Annotated in this window: 21 protein-coding genes and 1 pseudogene; 1 reads left to right on the forward strand and 21 read right to left on the reverse strand. The window is 35.4% G+C overall.

The window, feature by feature from the left end:
• Positions 1–83: 83 nt before the first annotated feature.
• Positions 84–1,694 carry a DEAD/DEAH box helicase gene (locus tag C7D97_RS03130; protein ID WP_105300675.1) on the forward strand — a complete coding sequence of 537 codons (1,611 nt, stop codon included), beginning with the start codon at positions 84–86 and terminating at the stop codon, positions 1,692–1,694.
• A 121-nt stretch (positions 1,695–1,815) separates the two neighbouring features.
• Here the strand turns inward: C7D97_RS03130 and C7D97_RS03135 are convergent, their stop codons facing one another.
• The 21 genes and pseudogenes from C7D97_RS03135 to purE form a co-directional block, all read right to left on the reverse strand.
• Positions 1,816–2,127: a glutaredoxin family protein gene (locus tag C7D97_RS03135; RefSeq protein ID WP_105300676.1), complete on the reverse strand. Its 312-nt coding sequence runs from the start codon at positions 2,125–2,127 to the stop codon at positions 1,816–1,818.
• A gap of 64 nt (positions 2,128–2,191) precedes the next feature.
• Entirely contained in the window at positions 2,192–3,925 is a 1,734-nt protein-coding gene (locus C7D97_RS03140; RefSeq protein WP_105300677.1) for an NADH-dependent [FeFe] hydrogenase, group A6, read from the reverse strand.
• 9 nt (positions 3,926–3,934) lie between these two features.
• Positions 3,935–6,006: pseudogene (locus C7D97_RS03145) on the reverse strand (NAD(P)H-dependent oxidoreductase subunit E).
• A 130-nt stretch (positions 6,007–6,136) separates the two neighbouring features.
• Positions 6,137–6,355, reverse strand: a complete 219-nt coding sequence (locus C7D97_RS03155; RefSeq protein ID WP_105300680.1) for a DUF3784 domain-containing protein — start codon at positions 6,353–6,355, stop codon at positions 6,137–6,139.
• The gene (locus tag C7D97_RS03160; protein WP_105300681.1) at positions 6,352–6,630 is read right to left on the reverse strand and encodes a hypothetical protein; all 279 of its coding nucleotides are present in this window, start codon (positions 6,628–6,630) and stop codon (positions 6,352–6,354) included. Before C7D97_RS03160 ends, C7D97_RS03155 begins: the two co-directional genes overlap by 4 nt.
• A 91-nt stretch (positions 6,631–6,721) precedes the next feature.
• Positions 6,722–8,695 carry an FtsX-like permease family protein gene (locus C7D97_RS03165; RefSeq protein ID WP_105300682.1) on the reverse strand — a complete coding sequence of 658 codons (1,974 nt, stop codon included), beginning with the start codon at positions 8,693–8,695 and terminating at the stop codon, positions 6,722–6,724.
• Positions 8,695–9,450: an ABC transporter ATP-binding protein gene (locus tag C7D97_RS03170; RefSeq protein WP_105300683.1), complete on the reverse strand. Its 756-nt coding sequence runs from the start codon at positions 9,448–9,450 to the stop codon at positions 8,695–8,697. The genes C7D97_RS03165 and C7D97_RS03170 overlap by 1 nt, the downstream gene beginning before the upstream one ends.
• A gap of 83 nt (positions 9,451–9,533) precedes the next feature.
• Positions 9,534–10,445 carry a sensor histidine kinase gene (locus tag C7D97_RS03175; protein ID WP_105300684.1) on the reverse strand — a complete coding sequence of 304 codons (912 nt, stop codon included), beginning with the start codon at positions 10,443–10,445 and terminating at the stop codon, positions 9,534–9,536.
• On the reverse strand, positions 10,438–11,118 hold the full coding sequence (locus C7D97_RS03180) for a response regulator transcription factor (protein WP_105301849.1): 681 nt from the start codon (positions 11,116–11,118) through the stop codon (positions 10,438–10,440). The genes C7D97_RS03175 and C7D97_RS03180 overlap by 8 nt, the downstream gene beginning before the upstream one ends.
• 460 nt (positions 11,119–11,578) lie before the next feature.
• The gene (locus tag C7D97_RS03185; protein ID WP_105300685.1) at positions 11,579–12,010 is read right to left on the reverse strand and encodes a GNAT family N-acetyltransferase; all 432 of its coding nucleotides are present in this window, start codon (positions 12,008–12,010) and stop codon (positions 11,579–11,581) included.
• Between the two features lie 16 nt (positions 12,011–12,026).
• Positions 12,027–13,367, reverse strand: a complete 1,341-nt coding sequence (locus C7D97_RS03190) for a radical SAM/SPASM domain-containing protein (RefSeq protein ID WP_105300686.1) — start codon at positions 13,365–13,367, stop codon at positions 12,027–12,029.
• A gap of 15 nt (positions 13,368–13,382) precedes the next feature.
• Entirely contained in the window at positions 13,383–13,961 is a 579-nt protein-coding gene (locus tag C7D97_RS03195) for a TetR/AcrR family transcriptional regulator (protein WP_105300687.1), read from the reverse strand.
• A 206-nt stretch (positions 13,962–14,167) separates the two neighbouring features.
• Complete coding sequence (locus tag C7D97_RS03200) at positions 14,168–14,647, reverse strand: hotdog domain-containing protein (RefSeq protein ID WP_105300688.1); 480 nt, start codon at positions 14,645–14,647, stop codon at positions 14,168–14,170.
• 78 nt (positions 14,648–14,725) lie between these two features.
• Complete coding sequence (locus C7D97_RS03205) at positions 14,726–14,989, reverse strand: hypothetical protein (protein ID WP_105300689.1); 264 nt, start codon at positions 14,987–14,989, stop codon at positions 14,726–14,728.
• Between the two features lie 49 nt (positions 14,990–15,038).
• Positions 15,039–16,106, reverse strand: a complete 1,068-nt coding sequence (locus tag C7D97_RS03210; protein WP_105300690.1) for an enoyl-CoA hydratase/isomerase family protein — start codon at positions 16,104–16,106, stop codon at positions 15,039–15,041.
• Between the two features lie 181 nt (positions 16,107–16,287).
• The gene (locus C7D97_RS03215; protein ID WP_105300691.1) at positions 16,288–17,640 is read right to left on the reverse strand and encodes a citrate/2-methylcitrate synthase; all 1,353 of its coding nucleotides are present in this window, start codon (positions 17,638–17,640) and stop codon (positions 16,288–16,290) included.
• Entirely contained in the window at positions 17,633–18,640 is a 1,008-nt protein-coding gene (locus tag C7D97_RS03220; RefSeq protein WP_105300692.1) for an isocitrate/isopropylmalate dehydrogenase family protein, read from the reverse strand. Before C7D97_RS03220 ends, C7D97_RS03215 begins: the two co-directional genes overlap by 8 nt.
• A 4-nt stretch (positions 18,641–18,644) precedes the next feature.
• Entirely contained in the window at positions 18,645–20,573 is a 1,929-nt protein-coding gene (locus tag C7D97_RS03225; protein WP_105300693.1) for an aconitate hydratase, read from the reverse strand.
• Positions 20,574–20,721: 148 nt separating this feature from the next.
• A complete protein-coding gene (locus C7D97_RS03230; RefSeq protein ID WP_105300694.1) occupies positions 20,722–21,402 on the reverse strand; it encodes a phosphoribosylaminoimidazolesuccinocarboxamide synthase in 681 nt (226 codons plus the stop codon).
• A gap of 10 nt (positions 21,403–21,412) precedes the next feature.
• Positions 21,413–22,432, reverse strand: a complete 1,020-nt coding sequence (gene purM, locus C7D97_RS03235) for a phosphoribosylformylglycinamidine cyclo-ligase (protein ID WP_105300695.1) — start codon at positions 22,430–22,432, stop codon at positions 21,413–21,415.
• Complete coding sequence (gene purE, locus C7D97_RS03240; RefSeq protein ID WP_105300696.1) at positions 22,432–22,908, reverse strand: 5-(carboxyamino)imidazole ribonucleotide mutase; 477 nt, start codon at positions 22,906–22,908, stop codon at positions 22,432–22,434. The genes purM and purE overlap by 1 nt, the downstream gene beginning before the upstream one ends.
• Between the last annotated feature and the right edge of the window lie 7 nt (positions 22,909–22,915).

Raw genomic sequence — 22,915 nt, forward strand, 5'->3', positions numbered from 1 at the left:
AAAGAAGGATAATATAAGTAGTATTTGGCAGTTGTCTGATGACGACTGCTTTTTTGTTTGTAATATATAGAAAAGGATAATAAATGAAATTTAATGAATTAAATATAGGAAATGAAATTTTAAGGGCAATTGATGATTTAGGCTACGAAAAGCCAAGTCCTATCCAAGAAGAGTCTATCCCCTATCTTTTGGAAGGGAGTGATCTAATAGGAAAATCTCAAACAGGTAGCGGGAAAACCGCAGCCTTCGCCATACCAATTATAGAAAATATCGAAGCAAATGGAATAACTCAAGCTCTCATCCTCTGTCCAACAAGGGAGCTTTGTATCCAAGTATCAAAAGAAATAGAAAAGCTTTGTAAATACAAAAAAGATATCAGAATCCTTCCTGTCTATGGGGGAAGTCACATAGTAAGGCAAATCAAAAGCCTAAAAAAGGGAGTAGAAATTGTTGTAGGAACTCCTGGAAGACTTATGGATCTTATGAGAAGGAAGGTCTTAAGACTAGACCAACTCAAAACCGTAGTCTTGGATGAGGCTGACGAAATGTTTGATATGGGCTTTAGGGATGATATGAAGTTCATCCTAGATAGGACAAATCCTGATAGACAGACTTGTTTCTTTTCAGCAACTATGGGGCCTGAAATCCAAGAATTTTCTAAGCTTTATCAAAATAATCCCAACCCAGTCAAAATTAAATCTAAAGAAGTAACTGTAGAAAGAATCGACCAATATTATATTAAGCTCAAAGAATCTATGAAGGAAGAAGCCTTGATGCGACTTCTAGAAATCCATAAGCCAAATCTTGCTATCGTATTTTGTAATACCAAAAGGAAAGTCGACCGATTAGTAGAAAGTCTCACAAAGAAAAACTACCTAGTAGACGGCCTTCATGGAGACCTTAAACAAAGTAGTCGTGACCAAGTCATGAAGAAGTTTAGAAATAAAACCATCCAAATCCTAGTAGCAACAGATATAGCTGCTCGTGGCCTTGATGTTGATGATGTGGATATTGTCTTTAACTATGACCTGCCACAACTTGACGAATACTATGTCCACAGGATTGGAAGAACAGCAAGAGCTGGCAAAAGCGGCCTAAGCTTTTCCCTAATCTCAGGTCGTGATAATAATAGGCTAAGGCAAATCGAAAATTATACCAAGGCCAATATAAAGCAAATGTCTATCCCTACACTTGTGCAAATGAATAGGCAAAGCGACCTCCGTCTTATAGAAGATATTTCATCTAAGCTTTCTAATAATGAAGACCTTAATAGAGAAAAAGATATACTCATAAGACTTATGGAAAAGGGTCACGATCCTTTTATGATCTGTCAGGTCCTACTTAAAGATAAATTAACTGCTAATAATAATCACGAAAAGCTTGAAGGAATTGACTTTAAATCGGGGAAGAAATCTAAGAGTAAGTCAAATAATAAAACTAAAAAGAAATACGATAAAGAAATGACGACACTTTTTATGAACAGGGGTAAAATTGATAACTTTACCAAGGATAAGATAATAAAGGCCCTAGCAAGGATGGCCAAAGTCCCAAAGGATAAGATAGGGCAAATTAGAATCCAGAAATCCTATAGCTTTATAGATTTAGAAAAAGCCCACGCTTATAAGGCAATTAGGGCTATTAACAATAAGAAAATTTCTGGAAAAAAAGTTAAAATAGAAGAATCAAATAAATAGTTAATTTAAAAATCGTTCCATAGCTTAGAAGAAGTCTCCGACAGATAGAGGGCTCAGAAGCCCCCTGTCCTAAGAGTCAAATTCTAAGAATGGAACGATTTACTTATAAGATTAAATTCTTTTACTTATTTTCTTCTCTCTTAGCCTTATTTTCTTTGGATTTTTCTAGGAAGTTTTCCTTGGCATAGGCTATAATATCATCTGATTCATACATGGCCTTGCCATCAATTACCATACAAGGAACTTGGACCTTACCACCTACTTCATATAATTTATCTTGATTTTCATATCCTGAAACAACATCTTCTATGTTATATGAAGGGAATTTTATTATATCATTTTCCTTAAAATAATTAAGAACCTTTAGGCAAAATGGACAATCTGGCTTAAAATATAGTTCAAAATCCCACTCTCTTTTAATTTCTTTTCTCATAATAATCCTTTCTTCTACATAAACTCTGTCTTTACATATCTACCCCAACAACACTTATATAATCTTATAATTTTGGAGATGCCTTATATGATGTGTGAAGAATTTTATGTGCTTTCTCTGATCCAGGCTCTTTCAAGTATTCATCATACAGGTCTTTGATATAAGGGTTCTCATAAGATTTCCTAAGTTTTTTGGATTCATCCAATTTGTAGAGACCTTCTGATCTTTTCTTTAAGATAGAAATATCTCCATGATGATAAGGTTGACCTCCGCCACCGATACAACCTCCTGGACAAGCCATTACCTCGATAGCATCTAGGGATATTTCTTTATTCCTTAATTTTTCTAGAAGTCTTCTTGTATTTCCCAAACCATTGGCTACAGCAATATTAATTTCTCTTCCGTCTATATCCACTGTAGCGTATTTTATTCCTCTAAGACCTCTTAGATCATAAAACTCAACTTTTTCTAAGTCTTTTTCTGTAATTATATTATAGGCTGTACGTACTGTAGCTTCGATTACACCTCCACTCGTACCAAATATGTCACCAGCTCCTGTAGACTCTCCCATAGGATTATCAAAATCACTATTTTCCAAAGAAGTAAAGTCAATTCCAACTTCCTTAATCATCTCTGCTAACTCTCTTGTTGTAATTACTGTATCAACATCAGAGTAGCCTTCATTTTCTAGCTCATCTCTTTTAGCTTCATATTTTTTTGAAATACAAGGCATAACAGATACGACAACTATATCTTCTGGGTTAATTCCTTCTTTTTCAGCATAGAAGGACTTAGCAATTGCTCCAAACATCTCATGAGGTGACTTGCATGTGGAAGGTATGTCAATCATGTCGGAAAACTGTTGTTCCATGAAATTAACCCAACCTGGACAACAAGATGTAAGAATTGGAAGCTCTCCTTTTCCCTTTAGTCTATCTACAAACTCATTTGCTTCTTCCATTATTGTAAGATCTGCCGCAAAATTCGTATCAAATACCCTATCAAAACCCAATCTTCTTAGAGCTGTGACGATTTTACCTTCGACATTTGATCCTACTTCCATACCGAACAACTCTCCTAGGGCAACCCTAACCGCTGGTGCAACTTGAACTATTACGTGTTTGTCAGATGATAAGGCCCTCCAGACTTCTGGTATATTTGACTTTTCTGTAAGAGCTCCTGTAGGACACACTGATAGACATTGGCCACAGAAGGTACAAGTTGTCTCAAACATGGACCTATTAAAGGTTGATCCAACATGGGTGTAGAATCCCCTTCCAACTTCTGCAAGAGCTCCAACAGTTTGAACCTCGTTACACATAGTCTCGCATCTCCTACAAAGGATGCACTTGTTTGGATCTCTAATTAGTGAATATGAATTATCATCAATTGGAAGAGTTCTCATCTCTCCCCTATATCTTATCTCTCTGATATTTAAATCATGGGCGAGCTCTTGGAGAGTACAATCTAGGTTTTTGGCACATTTCAGGCAATCGGATGGATGATCTGATAAGAGTAGCTCAACAATAGCTCTTCTAGCCCTGATTACCCTTTGGCTATCCGTTCTAATATTCATTCCTTCTTTAACAAAAGTAGCACATGAAGGAATTAACTTATTCTTGTCTATATCTTCTACTAAACATACCCTGCATGAAGCAAGCTTATTTACAAATTTGATATCGTGAAGATCCATATGGCATAAGCTTGGAATTTTGATATTTAATTTACCCGCCGCCTCTAAGATTGTAGATCCTTCTTTAACTTCTACTTCTCTATTATTTATCTTTAACTTAAGCATACAAACCTCCTAGGCCAAAGCTATAGCGTCTATTGGGCAATTTTCCATGCATTGGCCACACTTGATACATTTGTCTTGATCTATTTCATGTCTTTTTCGAGCTTCTCCATTGATAGCCTCATTAGGGCATAGTCTCTTACACTTACCGCAACCTATACAATCATCACCAATAAGATAATTTAAAAGACTGATACATCTTTTGGCAGGACACGTTTTATCTTCACCTACATGGGCCTCATATTCATCATAAAAATATCTCATTGTAGAAATAATCGGGTTAGGACTAGACTTGCCGAGTCCACAAAGTGAAGCTTCGGATACTATTTCTGATAATTCTTCTAGCTTATCGAGCGTTTCATGATTAGCCTTACCTTTGGTAATATCATCGAGCATTTCAAATAATCTCTTATTGCCAATCCTGCAAGGAGTACATTTACCACATGACTCGTCTACAGAAAACTCTAGGAAAAATCTTGCGACATCAACCATGCAGTCATCCTCATCCATAACTACCATGCCGCCAGATCCCATTATGGAACCTATAGCTCCCAGTGATTCAAAATCACAAGCTGTATCGAAGAGTCTTTTAGGTATACAACCTCCTGATGGGCCTCCAGTCTGTACTGCTTTAGCAGCCTTATCATCCTGAATACCTTTTCCTATATCATAAACTATTTTATCTATACTAGTTCCCATCTCTACTTCGACAAGGCCTGCATTTTTAACCTTGCCAGATAGGGCGAAGACTTTAGTACCTGGAGATTTTTCTGTTCCAAAAGATTTAAACCAATCTGAGCCCTTATTAATAATTTGGACGATATTGGCGAAAGTCTCTACATTATTTATTACAGTAGGTTTTCCCCATAGTCCTCTTACAGTTGTCCTGTATTCCTTGTTACGAGGCATACCTCGCCTTCCTTCTATTGACTCCATTAGGGCCGTTCCCTCACCACAAACAAAAGCACCTGCTCCAAGTCTTAGTTCTATTTCAAAAGAAAAATCTGATCCTAATATATTATCTCCTAAAAGATTATATTTTTTAGCCTGATCAATTGCGATTTCAAGAGCTCTAACCGCCTTTGGATACTCTGCCCTAACATATATAAATCCCTTATTTGAGCCTATTGCCCTAGCACATATCGCCATCGCTTCAAGTACTGAGTGTGGGTCTAGTTCAAGGACTGACCTATCCATAAAAGCTCCGGGATCTCCTTCGTCTGCATTACATATTATGTATTTAATATCAGTATCTTGAAGGAAAGCCGCTTCCCATTTTCTTCCAGTAGGAAAACCTGCTCCTCCCCTTCCTCTAAGACCAGAATCTTTTACTATATCAATTATCTCTTTTCTATCTAATTCAAAAATAGCCTTATAAAGAGCCTCATATCCATCCAAGCCTATGTAATCTTCGATTGATGATGGGTCGATTATACCGCAGTTTTTAAGCACTAGTCTTTTTTGATTTTCAAAGAAATCTCCCTTAAGCTTAAAATCACCTTTATCATCTTCATAGATTTTGCTATAGTCTATTTTTTCCCTAAGCTCTGCTAGAGACTTTTCTTTAAGATTTAATAATTCTTTCTTATTCATAGATCAGCCTTTCTAACTTTATGTATAATATTGTGAACCTGAGATGGGTCGACCTTTTCTACAAAATCTTCTCCGTCTATCATAACAACTGGTGCAGATCCACATTCACCTACACACCTTGCCTCACTTAGGGAAATCTTACCATCTTCAGTGGTATCGCCTACTTCTACCCCTAGCTCTTCTGCCAAAGATTTCAAAATCTTATCAGAGCCATTGACATAGCAAGCCGTACCCAGACAGACGCAGATATCATGCTCCCCCTTAGGTTTAAGAGAAAACTGTGAGTAAAATGTAGCCACCCCGTATATTTCGCTGGATGGAACATTTAACTTTAGAGCCATTAAATCTACTACAGGCTCTGGAATATATGAGAAAACGTTTTGACACTTCTGAAGCGCCGGCATCACACAACCATCAACATCCTTAATAGAATCCAAATAGCTTGTAAAGTCATCAAGCTTATCTTTATCTAATTTATAACAAAAACTCATCTTTCCCTCCAATCTTAATTCTTTATTTTATTCTATCATATAGAAATCTTAATGTCATTATTATTTAATTTTTAACAAAAACGTTTGCTTTACTTGAAAAAAATAAGGCGGATTAAAAATAATAATCCACCTAATAAGATAAAATATAAATGGCCAAAATCTCCATAGCTATAAATATAAGTAAATAAATCTTACCCACTCTTCTTGCATAGTTTTCATCCTTAAGTCCCTTCCTATAGTCTTTCTCAAAACCATTGATTAAATCATAGGACTTTTTAAAGTAAATCTTATAGGCAAAGAATAGAAAAACAAGGCCATTAAGAGCTAACATAAGAGCAAAAATTTTCATTTAATCTCCTTCCAATACCTATAAATCACAAGTCCATTCATTAAGATAATTATAAGGGCAAAGCCTAGACATACCTTTGCCATAGTTGGGACTACATCCATTGCATAGGTCAAATCTTCTTGGAAAATTTTTATTGAATCAAAAAAATATGAGGTCGCAATCGCCATAAGACCAATTCCCATGCTTTTATAGGAATATATAATTCTCCTATCATTATCCCTGATTAGGGCAAAGATCCCATTTACTAGGGATAATATCATAAGTAAAATCTGCATAAAACCTCTTAAAAATATCTCAACATTTCCTTTATCTAATTATAACATAAGATTAAAAAAGCCGCCAGGACCATCTCCTAAGCGGCTAGATTTACCTACTTACTATCCTATAGTAGGCTTTATTTGTTATTTTAAATATCATATAATAAATTACTACAAAGACCCCTATCATGATGAAGAAGTATTTTCCGTATTGCATAAAGGTCATCACTCCAAAAAGTGCTAGGAGCTGGTAGACTATTTTGGAAGCTACTAGAGAATTAATTATAGCAAAGACCAGAGGAGCTCCAAATAGATAGCTTATCTGAGAAGCAGACGTCTTTTTGATTAGCTTATCTTCTAGACCAATCTTTTTCATAATCTCATACTTCTTTCTATCTTCAAAGCCTTCTTTTATTTGCTTGTAATAACTTATCAAAATAGTTGAGATAAGAAAGATTATAGCGATTATTGTTCCCAGGAATACAAATCCCCCGTAAAGCTCATAGGCATCTTCTAGATACTTATCTGCGTATTCGATATTTATATTCTTATCCTTAGAATATTCTTCTAGGTTTTTCCTATAAGTCATCTTATCCATGTCTGTGATATCCCAGTTTGCTGAAAGAGAAATAATTGAGTCCTTAAAGCTAGACGTCTCCCTATCAAATATCTTAAATTCGCTAGATAGATATTTAATAGTATCAAAATCTTTTACAACTATGCCATAAGTCTCGATAGCGACATTAGAAGGGATGAAGTTGTCTACAATCTTAACCTTGTAGGTCCTATCAGCAATTTCAATTTTATCTTTATCTAGCATAAATTTCTGATTGGCCGTAAGTAGAATTTCATCATCAGATAACTTATAATCTTTTCCGACTCTCTTATTATAGCCATCTAGATCACAAGCCAGGAGGAAATATGGTTTATGTTTACCATCTCCCATAAAGGTCTCAAACTTATCTCCGTCTACTTGGATACTGGTAAATAGTCCATAGGATATGAAATCATTAGTAATCTTTCCACCCTTCCTAGTTGTATCATAGACAATACTTCTAAGCTTTTCTTTTTCTTCTTCTAGATTGTCCTCATCGATTCCTACTTGACTATCCAGATTGTAATCTCTTGGAACAACATTTTTAGCAGAATATTCTATCCTGTCATAGATAGATAAGGAAGCGGATAGGGCGATGATTACACCAACGCTCATTATAGAAATACTCGCAAGAGATAGGGCATTTGACTTTATCCTATACAAAAGTCCAGATACAGCTAGGAATCTTTCCTTCCTATAGTAGGACTTCTTTTCTTTCTGTCTTTTAAGATATATTACAGAAAATGACATAAACAGAATATATGTCGCAAGCATTACTATGAGGCTCGCTAAGAAGAAATATCCAAGGCTTGCAAGGATTCCTTGTGTCCTTATGGCTATATAGTAGCCAAGTATAAGCAAAATAAATCCTAGAATCATCAAAACATATCTTGATTTTGGTTCTCCCTCCCCACTTTTTTGATCAGCTAAAAGCTCTACTGGAGTAGAATTATATATTTTTAGACTCGTTGCAAATAAACTTGTTAAAAGAGCTAGGAGAAGAAGAAGAATACTTTCTGTCATAGCTTTTAATGAGAAAGGATAATCCATCAAGCCTCCCGCAACATCTTTCATTAGTTTATTTAAGGCAAGGAAGGATAGCTTACCAAATATATATCCTCCAAGAAGACCAATCACTCCTATTATGACAAAAGCGATTAATAACTCTAAGAAAATAATCTTTCTTATATGTTTTTTCTCAAGTCCTAGAATTCCATAAAGAGCAAATTCCTTATTTCTCCTCTTGTTTAGGAAATTTGTACTATATAATAAGAATATAAAAGTTAGTATTCCTATTATAACAATTCCTATATTAATAATCTTCGGAAGAGAAGCGTGTCTTTCTCTTACATAAGTGTTAGCAGAAAGACTTGCCATAATATTAAATACCATAAGCATTATCCCAGATGATAGGATAAAGGGAAGGTAGACTAATCTGTGTGCCCTGAGATTTTTTAGAGCAAATTTGTGGGCGATTTTCTTATTCATTATATCTCACCCCTTGATAGCATGATTTGTGACTTGTTGATCCTTTCCATAAAGTCGCTACGCTCTTCTCCTTCTCCCTTGTAGATTTCATGAAATACAACTCCATCCTTGATGAAAAGAACTCTTTTCGCGAATGAAGCTGCATTTAAGGAGTGGGTTACCATAAGGACAGTTTGACCCATGTCATTTACCCTAGTAAATAAATCCAGGATCATATTTGAAGAGTTTGAATCAAGAGATCCCGTTGGCTCATCAGCTAATAGTAGGGCAGGCCTTGTAATTAAGGCCCTAGCTATGGCTACCCTTTGCTTTTGCCCACCTGATATTTGGTAAGGATATTTATCTAGGATTTCTTCTATAGCAAGTTTTTCCTTAATCTCATCTAATCTTTTATTCATCTCTTCTCTCTTCTCATCTGATAGGACAAGAGGCAAGTAGATATTATCCCTATTTGTAAATTGGTCTAAGAGATTGAAGTCTTGGAAGACAAAGCCCAGTTCCTTTCTTCTAAAAGATGCAAGCTCACTATCCTTAAGCTTTGTCATATCCTTGCCCTTTAGACTTATATTTCCAAAAGATGGCCTATCTAGGGTGGCTATAATATTTAAAAGAGTAGTCTTACCTGCTCCCGACTCTCCCATTATAGAAATGAACTCGCCTTCTTCTACCGATAAGTTCACATCTCTTAGGGCCTCGGTTTTTATGTTCTTACTTTCATAAATGCGTTTAATATTTTTTAATTCTAAGATTGGCATACAAGCCTCCTTTTCTATACTTATATTATAGAATATATAAATATCTCTAGCATTTATCTAATATTACAAGATGACTCTTAAACTTACAATTTTGTAAGATTGGCTGGAAAAATTATAAAAAATTCACTACCTTGACCTAATTTAGACTTAACTTTTACCCTAAGCTTTAAAATCTTAGAAATCTCCCTTACCAAAAATAGGCCCAGTCCACTTGATTTGTGATTGACTCTTCCATTAAATCCCGAATATCCCCTATCAAATATCTTGACCAAGTCTTCATCTCTAATACCGATTCCTGTATCCATGATTGAAAGAGTGCTTTTCTCCTTATCAAAGGAAATTCTAATCTTACCTTCCTCAGTGTATTTTAAGGCGTTAGATATGATTTGTTCAATCATTATGGAAAGAAGCTTAGAATCTGTGAGAATTTCAACCTTGGTATCTTTATAATCGAGGGATATTTTCTTGTTAATAAAAATCAAGGAATATTTTTTAAGAAGGGTCTTGATAAGTCTATCTAAATCAACCTTTTCTATATCCATATCTGTTGCCCTATCTGTAAGCTTGATATAGTTTATTGCCATATTTGTGTATTCTTCTATATAAAAAATCTCTTCTTTTAGCTTTTTAGTATCAGGATCAGACTTTTTGTTTAATATTAAGTTGGCAACAGTGATTGGCGTTTTGATCTGATGGGTCCATAGGAGAAAATACTCTTCCAAGTCTTTTTTCTCATTGATATAGCTACTTCTTAATCTCTTATTCTCATCCAATAATTTTTCGTATTTTTCTTTAAAAGATTCTTCTTTTCTAAATTTTGAATATTGAATAGATAAATATATTAGCAATAAAAATCCTATTATCTCAATCCCTAAGAAGAATTCATCCAAAGAATAATCGGATATAATAAAAATAATAACAAAGCAAAGGGAAAATACAATAAATAGGCATATTATGTGAATTTGACTTTTTAGAAAATCCTTTAATTTACTCATCCCTTGCCTCTAGGAAATAACCCATTCCCTTTTTAGTTTGTATGAAATTATCCCTGCCAATTTGTCTTAACTTTTTCCTTAATCTCGTGATATTTACAGCGAGAGTATTTTCATCAATAAAGTTCTCGCCTTGCCAGCATTTTTCTATGATATCTTCCCTCATCACTATATCTCCCTTAGATTCAAATAAACTTTCAAGAATCATAAGCTCAGTCCTTGTCAAAATAGTAGTCTCTTCCCCAAAGGATATGCTCGCCTTGGAAAGATCGAGATAAACATTATCAAATTCTAAAACATTTGAATCTATCTTATAATCATAAGCTCTCCTAAGGACTGCTTGAATCTTTGCCCTAGTTACTGCTATGTCAATTGGTTTTGTAATATAATCATCCGCTCCAAAATTCATAGCTTGGATTATATCCATAGACTCTGTGTGGGAGGATATAAAAATAATAGGGACTTTAGATTTCTTCCTAATCTCTTGGGTCCAGTAAAATCCATTAAAAAAAGGAAGAGAAATATCCATAAGGATAAGATCAGGCTTTAGAGCTTCCACTTCCTCTACCACCTTGGAGAAGTCCTTTATTTCATAGGTCTCGTAGGCCCATGCCCTAAGCTCTTCTGAGAGGAGCCTTGCTATATTTCTATCATCCTCAACTATTAGTATCTTCATTAAAATCCCATCCTTCCTCAAGGAAAATTGAAATATAAATCTTATACCATTTTCCTTTAAGCTCAATCTCTCCTATATTAGTTATAGTTTATATTAACTGAGAGATTTTTACAAGATTTAATAGATTAGGCGTGGATAATTGTTAGTTGATTTATAAAATACGAATAAATTTGTACGAACACTGAAATAATTATCTACAGAATCTGCGATTAAAAAATAAGTATAGAAATATTATAAATGTTTGGCAAGGAAATTAATTTCTTGGATATAATTTATAATAGAAAGGTAACTAAGTATATTATGAAAACATATGAACAAAAGTCCCTAAACCATAAGAAATCTTTTAGAAATACCTTAATATATGAAAAGATTTATTTATAATTTGCTCATGAGATTTTTCTATATATTTTGCAAATACTCATAAGATTTTTAGGGACAATTGTTCATTTTTATTTAATCACTAGTCTAAATTGAGGATATACATTTCATTTTCCTTTTTTATGAATCCGAGAGATTCAAACATCTTTTGACTTTGTATGTTGAAACTATAGATTTCGGCCTTAAGATACTTTCTTCCTTCTTTCTTTGCTATATCAATTAATATCTCTAAGGCACGTCTTCCGATTTTTTTATTTTGATACTCCTTTGCTACAACTATTGCAATCTCATTATTATCTAATAAAGTTATATCCCCAACTATAGCTTGACCAAACTTTATATAAAAACATTTACCATTTTTACATAGATATCTATACATCCTGATAAGTCTATCCAAATCATAAGTGTAGTCTATATTATCAACCTGCTTACATAGTATAGGGTCCTGATACCAAGACAAAGTCCTATCAAAATCATCATAATAATCTATTAATCGAATCTCTTTATTATCCAAATATTATTTCTCCCATTTATCTCTTAAGACTTTCTTCCCAAAGCTTATCTGCTGTTGGTTTCCAATTGCTTGCGTAGTCTTCGCACTTATCACAAAGCTCATCGACTTCTTCTTTCTCTAGAATATCTGTTGATTTGGCTTGGCTTTTCTTGACCATATTTCTGAGAAGTTGCGGATTTTCTAACATTGGGCATGGTCTTAACATATTTTCGTTAAATGGTTGACCATCGTGATAAGCCATAAATAACGGAGCTTGTAAGCTTTCTAGTAGGCTCTTTTCTCTAATATTTGAGTCAGAATAGTGGATAAATACGCAAGGTTCAACGTCTCCATTGGCATTTATATGCAGATAATTCCTACCACCTGCAATACATCCACCAATGTATTCGGCATCATTTTGGAAGTCTAAGAAAAATAGTGGCTTAGTCTTCCTAAATTTCCTTAATTCATGATAAACATGTTCTCTTTGATTTGGTTTTGGAAGAAGCTCTTTACCTGTACCCTTTCCAACAGGCATAAAGTGGAAATACCAAGCAAACAAGGCTCCCCTATCGATCATATCATCCACAAACTCTTCGCTTATAATTGATTCATAGTTCATAGATGTGTAGCAGCAAGATATACCAAATGGAAGGCCATTTTCTTTTAGTTTGTCCATAGCTTCTAGGACCTTGCTGTAAGTACCGTCTCCCCTTCTAGCATCTGTTGTAAACTCAGATCCTTCAACAGAAATAGCAGGTACGATATTTTTAAGTCTAAGCATTTCATCGACAAAGTCATCATCAATTAAAGTAGAGTTAGTAAAAATTAAAAATTCACAATCGTTGTGTTTTTCAGCAATCTTTAGAATATCTTTCTTTCTTACTAAAGGCTCGCCACCTGTGTATATGTAAAAATAAATACCCATATCCTTACCTTGACTTATAATATCATCTATTTCATCATAGCTAAGGTTTAGGCTCTTACCATATTCTGCAGCCCAGCAGCCAGTACATTTCAAGTTACAAGCTGTAGTTGGATCAAGAAGGATTGTCCAAGGGACATTACAATTATATTTTTCTCTTGTTTCTCTCTTAAGATCTTCACTAAACAAAACGCCATTGAGCATAAAGTTTGTAATTGTCTTATCAAAAACGTCCTCATCGATAGTATCAAGCATGTTTATAATGTATTTATAAAAAACATTATCAGGATCATTTATAACTTCCTCAATCTTATCGATTTGTGAAGAATAGGCATCTGGGGAAATCTTTCTAGCAAGGCTTACTGCCTTTGGCAAATTCTTCTTAGGATCTTTATGAATATAAGATAAAGTTTTTCCTACTGCATAAGTTGTAAATTTCTCATTCAAATTCATATTTTCTCCTCCATATTATTTCCGTATATTTTCTAACATCTTATAAGATTTATTCAACAAATCTACTAGTTCATCTTCCTCAGTTGGGTCAGCATCATATAGCTTAACTGCTAGAAGTATCGGTGAGTAAAATATTGTCGCTAGGACCTTTACGTCATAATCTTCCTTGATTCCCAGATTTCTGATAAACTCCTCATGTTTGGCAATTGGATTTTCAATGAACTTTTCCACATAAAACTGCATGGCATGGGGGTTTTTATACATCTCTATTGAAATCATTTTCCTAATTCGTGAAACATAATTATCATGAAGTAGATACTCAAATATATCGATAGAAAGTCTAGGAAGATCAAGCCTATTTGACTCGCCCTTATTCACCACATATTTATCGATCCCTTCTAGACGTTGGTCCACCTTAGATATAGCTGTAGCCAAGAGGCTATCATAAATATCCTTCTTTGACTTAAAGTGCTTGTATATCGATGGTGCCTTGATGCCAACTGCACAAGCAATTTTCTCTAAACTTACATCAGAATATCCATCTTCGGAAAATAAATCTAAAGATTTATCTAAAATTTTCTCTCTAGTGCTCACATAATCCTCCAAGGCTAATAGTTATTAGCCTTATATATATTATAAGCTAATACTCATTAGCTGTCAATACAATATCTCTTTAATTTAAAAAAGAGCTAGTAGTACTCATCATTTTCTCTGAAATATCTTAGAAATATTTCAATATAAGATAAATAACTAACAAGCTCTTTAAACTATTAATAAATCTCTTTACTAAATATTAATCCTTACATATTATCCTTTACAGCTACGGCAACCATCTTTGCCTCAGCTCTCAATTCTTCTTTGGCGTACATTTTCATATCCACTATCACTTTCCTATCTCCTATTTCCAAAGGCTTTGCTATTATTCTTACAGTTTCAGCCATTGGAGTTGGTTTTTTGAAGTTTATTTCAAGTCTTGCTGTGATAAATCTTCCTATTACTGTATCTTCAGTAAGGTCAAGGCCCTTATCCTTGTGTTTGAAGTAGGCAGCAGAAGCTGTTCCGTGGCAGTCAAATAGCATGGCTATCATTCCTCCAAATAGGTTTTGTGGGACTCCGCCAGTGTATTTAGCATCTGGAATGATTTCCGCTACGCAAGAAGCCCCATCTTCACTTGGGTATGATTTTAAGTGAAGTCCTGATTCGTTATCTGATCCACATCCCCAACAATGTCTGAATCTTTCTCCGTAGGTGTCTTGAATTGCTATTTTTTTCTTAGTCATTTATTCCTTCTTCCTTATGCAAATGTTTTCTTATATAATAAATAAAACAAGCTCCCAGCCTGAGCTAGAAGCTAGTATTTACATTAAGCTGTAGCCTATAAGCATCACTATTGGAAATGCTAAAATCAGTAAGACATTTAATAAGGCAACTGTTATTGTTTTTTCCTTGATAGCAAATAATAAGCCAACTATACCAAGTATTGGGCAAACTATTAGAGTTCCAATTCCTACAGGTCTTAAGTTCGTATAAGCTTCTAAGATATCAACAGGTAATATCAAAGATATTCCAAATACCAAAAGACCAATTATGAAAAAAATCATACTTATCTTTCTCTTATTCATATTCCCCTCCTCTATTAGTAAATTTATACCCAATTTAAGCTAGAGTTAATTACTTACTGAGCCTTTCTTCATAAGTCTTATCTATGCCCAAAAGCTCTTTAACCTTAGCCATATCTACTTCATCAAGACTTTGAATTGGCCAGTTTGGAAAGTCTCCTTTATCGATCATAGTTACTCTTATTCCCTCTTCCATTGAGCCTATTTCTACCGAATATTTTAATATTTCATAATCTAAGTCTATAGTTTCAGCATATGTTAAGTCCTTGCAAAGGAAATATTTCTCAAATTGTAGGCTTAGCATAAAAAGAAATCTCTCATTTTGATTAGAAAGAATCTTTCTAGCAAAGTCATCATGTGTATTCGCCTTAAGTTTACGATAAATCTGTCTGTAAGAGTCAAGTGAGAAGTATTCTTCAATCTTTCCTAAATCCTCTTCTATCTTTGAAGTATTTTCCTTATTTTCATATTCTCTTAAAACTTTCCTAAACTCATCTAATAACCTATCTCCTTCGTACTTTCCAGATAAATCAAACAGTTTATTTATAATTTCTTCATACTTAGATGATTTAATATAGAAATCTGCTAGGTCATATTTAATAAGGTCACTTGCCCCAAGACTTGATCCTGTCAAGGCAAGGTATTGGCCAAGAGCTTGGGGAAGTTTAGAAATCTCCTTGCATACTCCAACATCCGGTACAAAACCTAGTCTTGTCTCAGGCATAGCCCAGTTTGTCGTTTCATCAGTAATTTTCATGTCGGAGTTAATGGTTAGTCCTATTCCTCCTCCCATGGTTATACCAAACCAGTGGCTAATGATTGGCTTTTCATATCTTTCGATGTACTTATCTAGTTCAAACTCCGTCCTAAAGAATTTATCCTTATCTTCCTCATCGTCATTTGTCAGATAATCCTCGTAGACTTCCTTAAGGTCTCCCCCAGCACAAAAGCCCTTATCAGCCAAGGAATCAAATAGGACTGCCCTAATTCTTCCGTCATCCTTCCATTTTTCTAATATGTCATAAATCTCATATATCATATCAAGATTTAAAGCGTTGATTTTCTCTGCCCTATCAAGATAGATAATACCTATATTATTTTTAACTATTTCTCTTATCATTTACCCTCCTATAACTTATAAATTTATTATTAAAATATTTACTTTAAATTAGGGATAATCCTTACTATTTATTATTTATTCACCTTATAATTCTACCCAAAAGGAAAAAAATCAAGCAAGCTTGCCACTTGCCTGAATTCACCTTTAACATATTAAATATATTTATAAAACTTACTAGAATTTATTTTCTTTCGCTTAAAGGAACATAGTCTCTTCTATCATTTAAAGACTTGTAGGCAGGTCTAATTATTTTATCATCTTGAATTTGCTCTAATCTGTGAGCTGACCAGCCAACGGTTCTTGCTATAGCAAACATAGGAAGGTAGAGATCTTCAGGAATTTTTAACATATCGTAGACAAAGCCTGAATAAAGATCTACATTGGCACAAGGTGGATAAGGCCTGTTTTGTCTTTGGCTTATCAAGTCTTTTCCTATTTTTTCTACATTTTCTATGAAGTGAAAATCCTCTTCCCTGCCTTTTATAATAGAAAGCTCTCTGGCCTTTTTCTTTAGAAGGATTGCCCTAGGATCTGAAAGTGTGTAGACAGCATGACCTAGACCATAAATTAGACCCTTCTTATCAAAGGCTTTTTTATCTAGGATCTTTTCTAGATAGGCTTTGATCTTAGATCTATTATCTAAATCATCCACGTTTTCTCTAATATCTTTAAGCATCTTACTTACTTTTAGATTCGCTCCACCGTGCTTGGGACCCTTAAGTGATGCAAGACCTGCTGCTATAGCGGAATATGTATCAGTCCCTGAGGAAGAGACTACATGGGTTGCAAAGGCAGAGTTATTTCCACCACCGTGCTCTGCATGAATTATAAGCATTAAATCTAAGACTTCAGCCTCAACTTTCTCATAGGCTTGATCATTTCTTAGCATCTGCAAGATGTTTTCTGCGATTGTCAAGCTATCATCTGGATTATGGATTATCAGAGACTTCTTATCAAAATTATGGATTTTGACCTGGTAGGAGTAGACTGCAAGGATTGGTATTTTGGAAATTAAAGATAATGATTGACCTAGAACATTTAGGGCATCAGTACCGTCTGGATTTTTGTCGTAGGTATAAAGGGCGAGCATAGACCTCATCATCTTATTCATTATGTCAGAACCTGGAACTTTAAGGATTATGTCTTCAAAAAAACTATCCGTCAAGGCTCTTTCTTCGACAAGGATACTCTTAAAAGATTTAAGCTCTGCCTCATTGCCTAGTTTACTGAAGAGTAATAGATAAATTACTTCTTCAAATCCTAATCTTTTATCCTTTTCTATATCTTCTACAATTTCTGTAAGAGGGTATCCCCTGTAATAGAGTTCGCCTCGGCTAGGGATTTTTTTATTATCTATAATTTTATATCCCATCACATCCCCCACCTGGGTTACTCCGACAAGGACTCCAGTCCCGTTTTTATTTCTAAGCCCTCTTTTTATATTATAATTTTCATAGACTTCTTTTTTGATTTTATTGTTTCTTTCAATCTCTTTGGCATAAAATCTTAGTCTTTCTTCTTGTTTCTTATCCATTATTATCTCCCAAGAAAGAAATTATCGTATCTGTAATGCCATAAGTTGAATTTGTCCCGCCGAGGTCCCTAGTGTAGTTCTTCTTATCCTTCAAAGTTTCATAGATAGCGTCTCTAAGAGCTTTAGCCTTATCTTTTTCTCCTATATCATCGAGTAGCAAGCAGAAGCTTAAAAGAAGGGCTATAGGATTTGCGAGATTCTTCCCTGCTATATCTGGAGCAGAACCATGAATTGATTCATAAATTGCAATGTCTTTACCCTTGTTTACTCCAGGCATAAGGCCCAGTCCTCCAACAAGACCCGCCCCAAGATCTGATAGGATATCTCCATAGAGGTTTTCTGTAACTATTACATCAAATCTTTCTGGATTAATAACCATCTGCATGGCTGTATTATCTACTAGGAGCTCTTCGAATTCTATGTCAGGATAAGCTTTGGCAATCTCCCTAGCCACATCAAGGAAAAGCCCATCACTAAGCTTCATGATGTTGGCCTTGCTTATAACGCTGACTTTCTTGCGATTATTGGCTCTTGCATATTCAAAGGCTGCCCTAATTATTCTCTCTGATTTTTCCCTAGTTATAATTTTAATCGAATGGGCTTCATTAGGAGATACCATCTCTTCAAGACCAGCATACAAATCCTCGGTATTTTCCCTAAATATAACCATATCCACACCATCAAACTTCAAATCAAGAGGGCCTGGGGCCTTGATGGGTCTAATATTTGCATATAGGTCAAATTTCTTTCTAAGCTCTACATTAATAGACCTAAAGCCGTGGCCTATGGGGGTTGTTATTGGTCCCTTGATGGCGATTTTATTTTTATTAATAGAGTCAAATAAGGTCTGGGGAATGTAGACTCCCTCCTTCTCAAAGACAGAAAGACCTGCATTTATTTCTTCAAATTCTATATCAACTTTTAAACTACCTACTACTTTCTTTAGGGACTCGGTAATTTCTGGCCCTATCCCATCTCCCTTAATTAAAGTTACAAACATACTCCTATAATTCCAATCCTTTCGCATAATTTAGATAGCCACCTTCTAAGAGGATTTCCTTCTCCCTTTCCGATAGGTCAGCTTTTACTCGAATCCTTATATCCTTTGTTAAATCCTCTAGGATAAACTCGCCCTTTCCTATATCCTTTCTTATATTAGAAATCCTAATATCGTCATATTCGTCTATCTTGTCATAATCAGCTGGATTAACAAATTCTAGGGGAATTATTGCATTGTTAATAAGATTTGACCTATGTATTCTTGCGAAGGACTTGGATACTACCGCCTTGATTCCTAGATATAGGGGGATGAGGGCAGCATGCTCCCTAGAAGAGCCTTGGCCGTAGTTTTCTCCTGCTAGGATAATTCCTCCCTTATATTTCTCGCATCTTTCTTTAAAGTCGCTGATTTTGGTAGTGAAGGCAAAGTCTGATAGATAGGCTATATTTGACCTAAATGGTAAGAGTTTGGCATTTGATGGACAGATATCATCTGTGGTTATCCCATCACCTGCCTTATAGATTACTTTCTTTTCTATATCATTAAGCTTTTCTGTCTTTGGAAAGTCTTTGATATTTTTCCCCTTGACCGTTTCTTTTACCCTCTTTGATTTATCTTCGATTGGCTTTATAAAATAGGCTTGGCTTTGGTTAAAGCTTACATTTTTATCAAAATTTGTTTCATATGAAAGCTCTCTTGGATCTGCTATATAGCCCATAACAGCACTTACAGCACAAGTTTCTGGACTTGCTAGATATATTTGAGCGTCCATAGTCCCAGACCTTCCCTTAAAGTTTCTATTAAAGCTCCTTAGGGAAACTGCTCCCGCCTTTGGAGCTTGGCCCATCCCTATACATGGTCCACATCCTGACTCTAATACTCTGGCTCCCGCCTTGATAAATGTAGCAAGAGCCCCATTTTCTGAGATTTTCTCTAGAATAGTGGCAGATCCTGGGGAAATAACTAAGGAAACATCTGGATGAACTGTCCTATCCTTTAAGATTGAAGCAACTTTCATCAAATCTTCATAGGATGAATTAGTGCAAGATCCTATAGCCACTTGATCGACCTTTATCTTTCCTAAATCAGAAACTTTCATATATTGGTCTGGATAGTGGGGTCTTGCTACAGCAGGTTCTATTTCACTTAAATCTATGTCGATGGTCTCATCATAGGAGGCGTCAGGGTCTGCTTCTAGCTTAATATAATCATCCTCCCTATTTTGTGACTTAAGATAAATTCTAGTATTCTCATCTGTCGGGAAAATCGAAGTAGTAGCCCCAAGCTCTGCCCCCATATTACAAATAGTAGCCCTGTCTGTAAGAGATAAGGACCTTACACCTTCCCCGCTATATTCCATAATATAGCCAGTTCCACCCTTAACACTTAGCCTTCCTAATATGTATAAGATTACATCCTTGGCATTGGCATATGGAGGAAGACTTCCTTTTAGATTTACCCTATATATCTTAGGCACTTTGACAAAGTAAAATCCCCTGGCCATAGCTACTGCAACTTCAAGTCCTCCTGCCCCAATGGCAAGCTCGCCAAGTCCTCCTCCAGTAGGAGTGTGTGAATCAGATCCTAGGAGGGTATCGCCTGGTTTGGCAAACTGCTCTAGATTTACCTGATGGCAAATCCCTCCTCCTGCCTTAGAGAAGGTGATTCCGTATTTATTAGCAGCAGATTTAATAAATTCGTGATCATCTGCATTCTCAAAGCCTTGTTGGAGGATGTTGTGATCTATGTAGGCAAGGGAGTTTTGTGTCTGTACGTTTTCTATATCCATAGCTTCTAGCTGAAGATATGCCATAGTTCCTGTAGAATCCTGGGTTAGGGTCTGATCGATCCTAATTGCAATCTCTTGGCCAGGGATTAATTCTCCCTTGAGTAAGTGACTTTTGAGTATTTTCATAGCTAATGATAAGCCCATAATTTTCTCCTTTACATTAAAGCATTATCGTATCATAGGTATTATTATACTTTGAAATTTATAAAATGAAATTATCTTAGTAATTTTTGACAAAAGAAAACCCTAGCTAAAACTTCATCTCTCAAAGCTTTAGCTAGAGTCTAATTAATTAACCTAACATTATTTTTTCAAGTTCGAGTGGTTCGATATACTTATCTCCCTTATAGGCCCTCATATTTCCCCCTGAGATTTCATCTATTAGGGCTACCTTGCCATCTTCAATCCTACCAAATTCAAATTTGATATCATAAAGATCGAGGTCCTTCTTTTCTAGCTCTTCTCTTACGATTTCACCTATATTTAAGGCTAAGTCTTTGAGCTCTTCGTATTCTTCTTCAGTCATTATTCCTAATAAAACTAGGGCATCCTTGGTGATTAGTGGATCTTCTCTTTCATCATCTTTTAGGGTGATTTCTACATATGGATCGATCTTTGTTCCGCTTTCGATGTACTTGCCATATCTTCTTATGAAAGATCCAACTGCGTAATATCTTACTATTACTTCAACACCTTGACCGAATACTTCAGCCTTTTTTACTATTGCTTCGTTCTTATCTAGGTCGGCTGAAATAAAGTGAGTTGTAAGGCCCTTATCATTTAATTTCTCATAGAAGAACTTGGTCATTGCAACAGCTTGATGGCCAGCTCCTTCCATTGTAAGTCCTACACTGTTGGCACCTGGATCGAATACGCCGTCGTTTCCTGTAACGTCGTCTTTGAATTTTAATAAATATTCTTCTTCATTTAATTTGTAAACGTCTTTTGTCTTTCCTGTGTATACTTTCTCCATTTTAATCTCCTTATAATTTTATTTTGATATCCTTATTACCACTTCTTACTTTACCAATTACTTGAGCCTTGCCTTCTAGGAGGTCTAGGGCCAAATCTTTATCTTTCTCGTCTACAAATACAACCATGCCCACTCCCATATTGAAGGTATGATACATTTCATCTGTGTCTATATTGCCCCATTCTTGAATCTTAGTAAAGATTGGATCTAGGTCGAGATTACTTAGGTCGAAGTCTACTCCCAACTCATCTCCTAAAACCCTAGGGACATTTTCATAAAGACCTCCTCCCGTTATATGGGCGATTGCTTTTAGGTCAATATTTTCTTGTAAGGATTTTATTTCCTTAGCATAGATTTTGGTAGGTTTTAGAAGTTTTTCACCAATACTTTCTTCCCCACTAAATCTATCATCTAGTGAGACTCCTGCTTGTTCCATGCTAGCTCTAACTAGGGAAAAGCCGTTGCTGTGAACTCCTGATGAGTAAAGTCCTATGGCAATATCTCCTTCTTTTAGACTTTTCCCATCAATTAACTTATCCCTATCGCAAATTCCTACAGCAAAACCTGCCAGGTCATAATCATCATCCTTATAGATACCTGGCATCTCGGCAGTCTCTCCACCTATTAGACTTGCTGAGGCCTCTTTACAACCTTTTGCAACTCCTTCGACAAGCTTTGCCATCTTTTCTGGATTAAGCTTGCCTGTAGCTATATAATCTAAGAAAAATAGGGGCTTACCTCCTTGGCAGAGGATATCATTAACGCACATGGCTACACAATCAATCCCTACTGTATCATGCTTATCCATCTCCATGGCAAGTTTTATCTTTGTCCCAACCCCATCTGTTCCGCTTAGGAAAACTGGATTATCAATTCCTGTAAGATCTGGGGCAAAGGCCCCAGCAAAGCCTCCTATATCTGTTAGGACTTCCTTGCTGTGAGTTTCTTTTACGATTTTTTTGATTAACTCTACTTCCTTATAGCCCTTTTCCTTATCGACTCCGCTATCCTTATAAGTTAATTTTGCCATTATATTTCACCGAGATTTTTATCATCTGCTATAACTTTTTCAAGCATTTCTTTCTTGTGATTTTTTAGTCTAGAGGCTAGCTCTTCATCCTTTAGGGCAAGAATTTGTATAGCAAGGAGGGCTGCGTTATTGCCACCATTTATGGCAACTGTAGCTACTGGAACTCCCTTTGGCATTTGTACCATTGATAGTAAGGCGTCAAGACCTGCTGTGTTACTTCCACCAACTGGAACTCCTATAACAGGTTTTATGGTCATTCCCGCCATAACCCCTGCAAGATGAGCTGCCATGCCGGCAATTCCTATATAAACACTACAGTCATCTTTTTTTATTGTCTCATCCAGAAGATCTAGCGCACGGTGAGCAGAAATTACAGATACTTGGTAATCAATATCGAAGTCCTTAAGGATTGATGTTACTTTTTTGGCGATTTCTACATCTGAGGCTGAGCCCATTATTATTCTTACGTCTGTCATAATTCCT

It is taken from the genome of Anaerococcus marasmi, assembly GCF_900290195.1.
Lineage (GTDB): Bacteria > Bacillota > Clostridia > Tissierellales > Peptoniphilaceae > Anaerococcus > Anaerococcus marasmi.

Bases quoted from the DNA above. Each gene is read 5' to 3' on its own strand.
- C7D97_RS03130 (WP_105300675.1), top strand. From the start codon at position 84: ATGAAATTTAATGAATTAAATATAGGAAATGAAATTTTAAGGGCAATT.
- C7D97_RS03135 (WP_105300676.1), bottom strand. From the start codon at position 2,127: ATGAGAAAAGAAATTAAAAGAGAGTGGGATTTTGAACTATATTTTAAG.
- C7D97_RS03140 (WP_105300677.1), bottom strand. From the start codon at position 3,925: ATGCTTAAGTTAAAGATAAATAATAGAGAAGTAGAAGTTAAAGAAGGA.
- C7D97_RS03155 (WP_105300680.1), bottom strand. From the start codon at position 6,355: ATGAAAATTTTTGCTCTTATGTTAGCTCTTAATGGCCTTGTTTTTCTA.
- C7D97_RS03160 (WP_105300681.1), bottom strand. From the start codon at position 6,630: ATGCAGATTTTACTTATGATATTATCCCTAGTAAATGGGATCTTTGCC.
- C7D97_RS03165 (WP_105300682.1), bottom strand. From the start codon at position 8,695: ATGAATAAGAAAATCGCCCACAAATTTGCTCTAAAAAATCTCAGGGCA.
- C7D97_RS03170 (WP_105300683.1), bottom strand. From the start codon at position 9,450: ATGCCAATCTTAGAATTAAAAAATATTAAACGCATTTATGAAAGTAAG.
- C7D97_RS03175 (WP_105300684.1), bottom strand. From the start codon at position 10,445: ATGAGTAAATTAAAGGATTTTCTAAAAAGTCAAATTCACATAATATGC.
- C7D97_RS03180 (WP_105301849.1), bottom strand. From the start codon at position 11,118: ATGAAGATACTAATAGTTGAGGATGATAGAAATATAGCAAGGCTCCTC.
- C7D97_RS03190 (WP_105300686.1), bottom strand. From the start codon at position 13,367: ATGAATTTGAATGAGAAATTTACAACTTATGCAGTAGGAAAAACTTTA.
- C7D97_RS03200 (WP_105300688.1), bottom strand. From the start codon at position 14,647: ATGACTAAGAAAAAAATAGCAATTCAAGACACCTACGGAGAAAGATTC.
- C7D97_RS03205 (WP_105300689.1), bottom strand. From the start codon at position 14,989: ATGAATAAGAGAAAGATAAGTATGATTTTTTTCATAATTGGTCTTTTG.
- C7D97_RS03210 (WP_105300690.1), bottom strand. From the start codon at position 16,106: ATGATAAGAGAAATAGTTAAAAATAATATAGGTATTATCTATCTTGAT.
- C7D97_RS03215 (WP_105300691.1), bottom strand. From the start codon at position 17,640: ATGGATAAGAAACAAGAAGAAAGACTAAGATTTTATGCCAAAGAGATT.
- C7D97_RS03220 (WP_105300692.1), bottom strand. From the start codon at position 18,640: ATGTTTGTAACTTTAATTAAGGGAGATGGGATAGGGCCAGAAATTACC.
- C7D97_RS03225 (WP_105300693.1), bottom strand. From the start codon at position 20,573: ATGGGCTTATCATTAGCTATGAAAATACTCAAAAGTCACTTACTCAAG.
- C7D97_RS03230 (WP_105300694.1), bottom strand. From the start codon at position 21,402: ATGGAGAAAGTATACACAGGAAAGACAAAAGACGTTTACAAATTAAAT.
- purM (WP_105300695.1), bottom strand. From the start codon at position 22,432: ATGGCAAAATTAACTTATAAGGATAGCGGAGTCGATAAGGAAAAGGGC.
- purE (WP_105300696.1), bottom strand. From the start codon at position 22,908: ATGACAGACGTAAGAATAATAATGGGCTCAGCCTCAGATGTAGAAATC.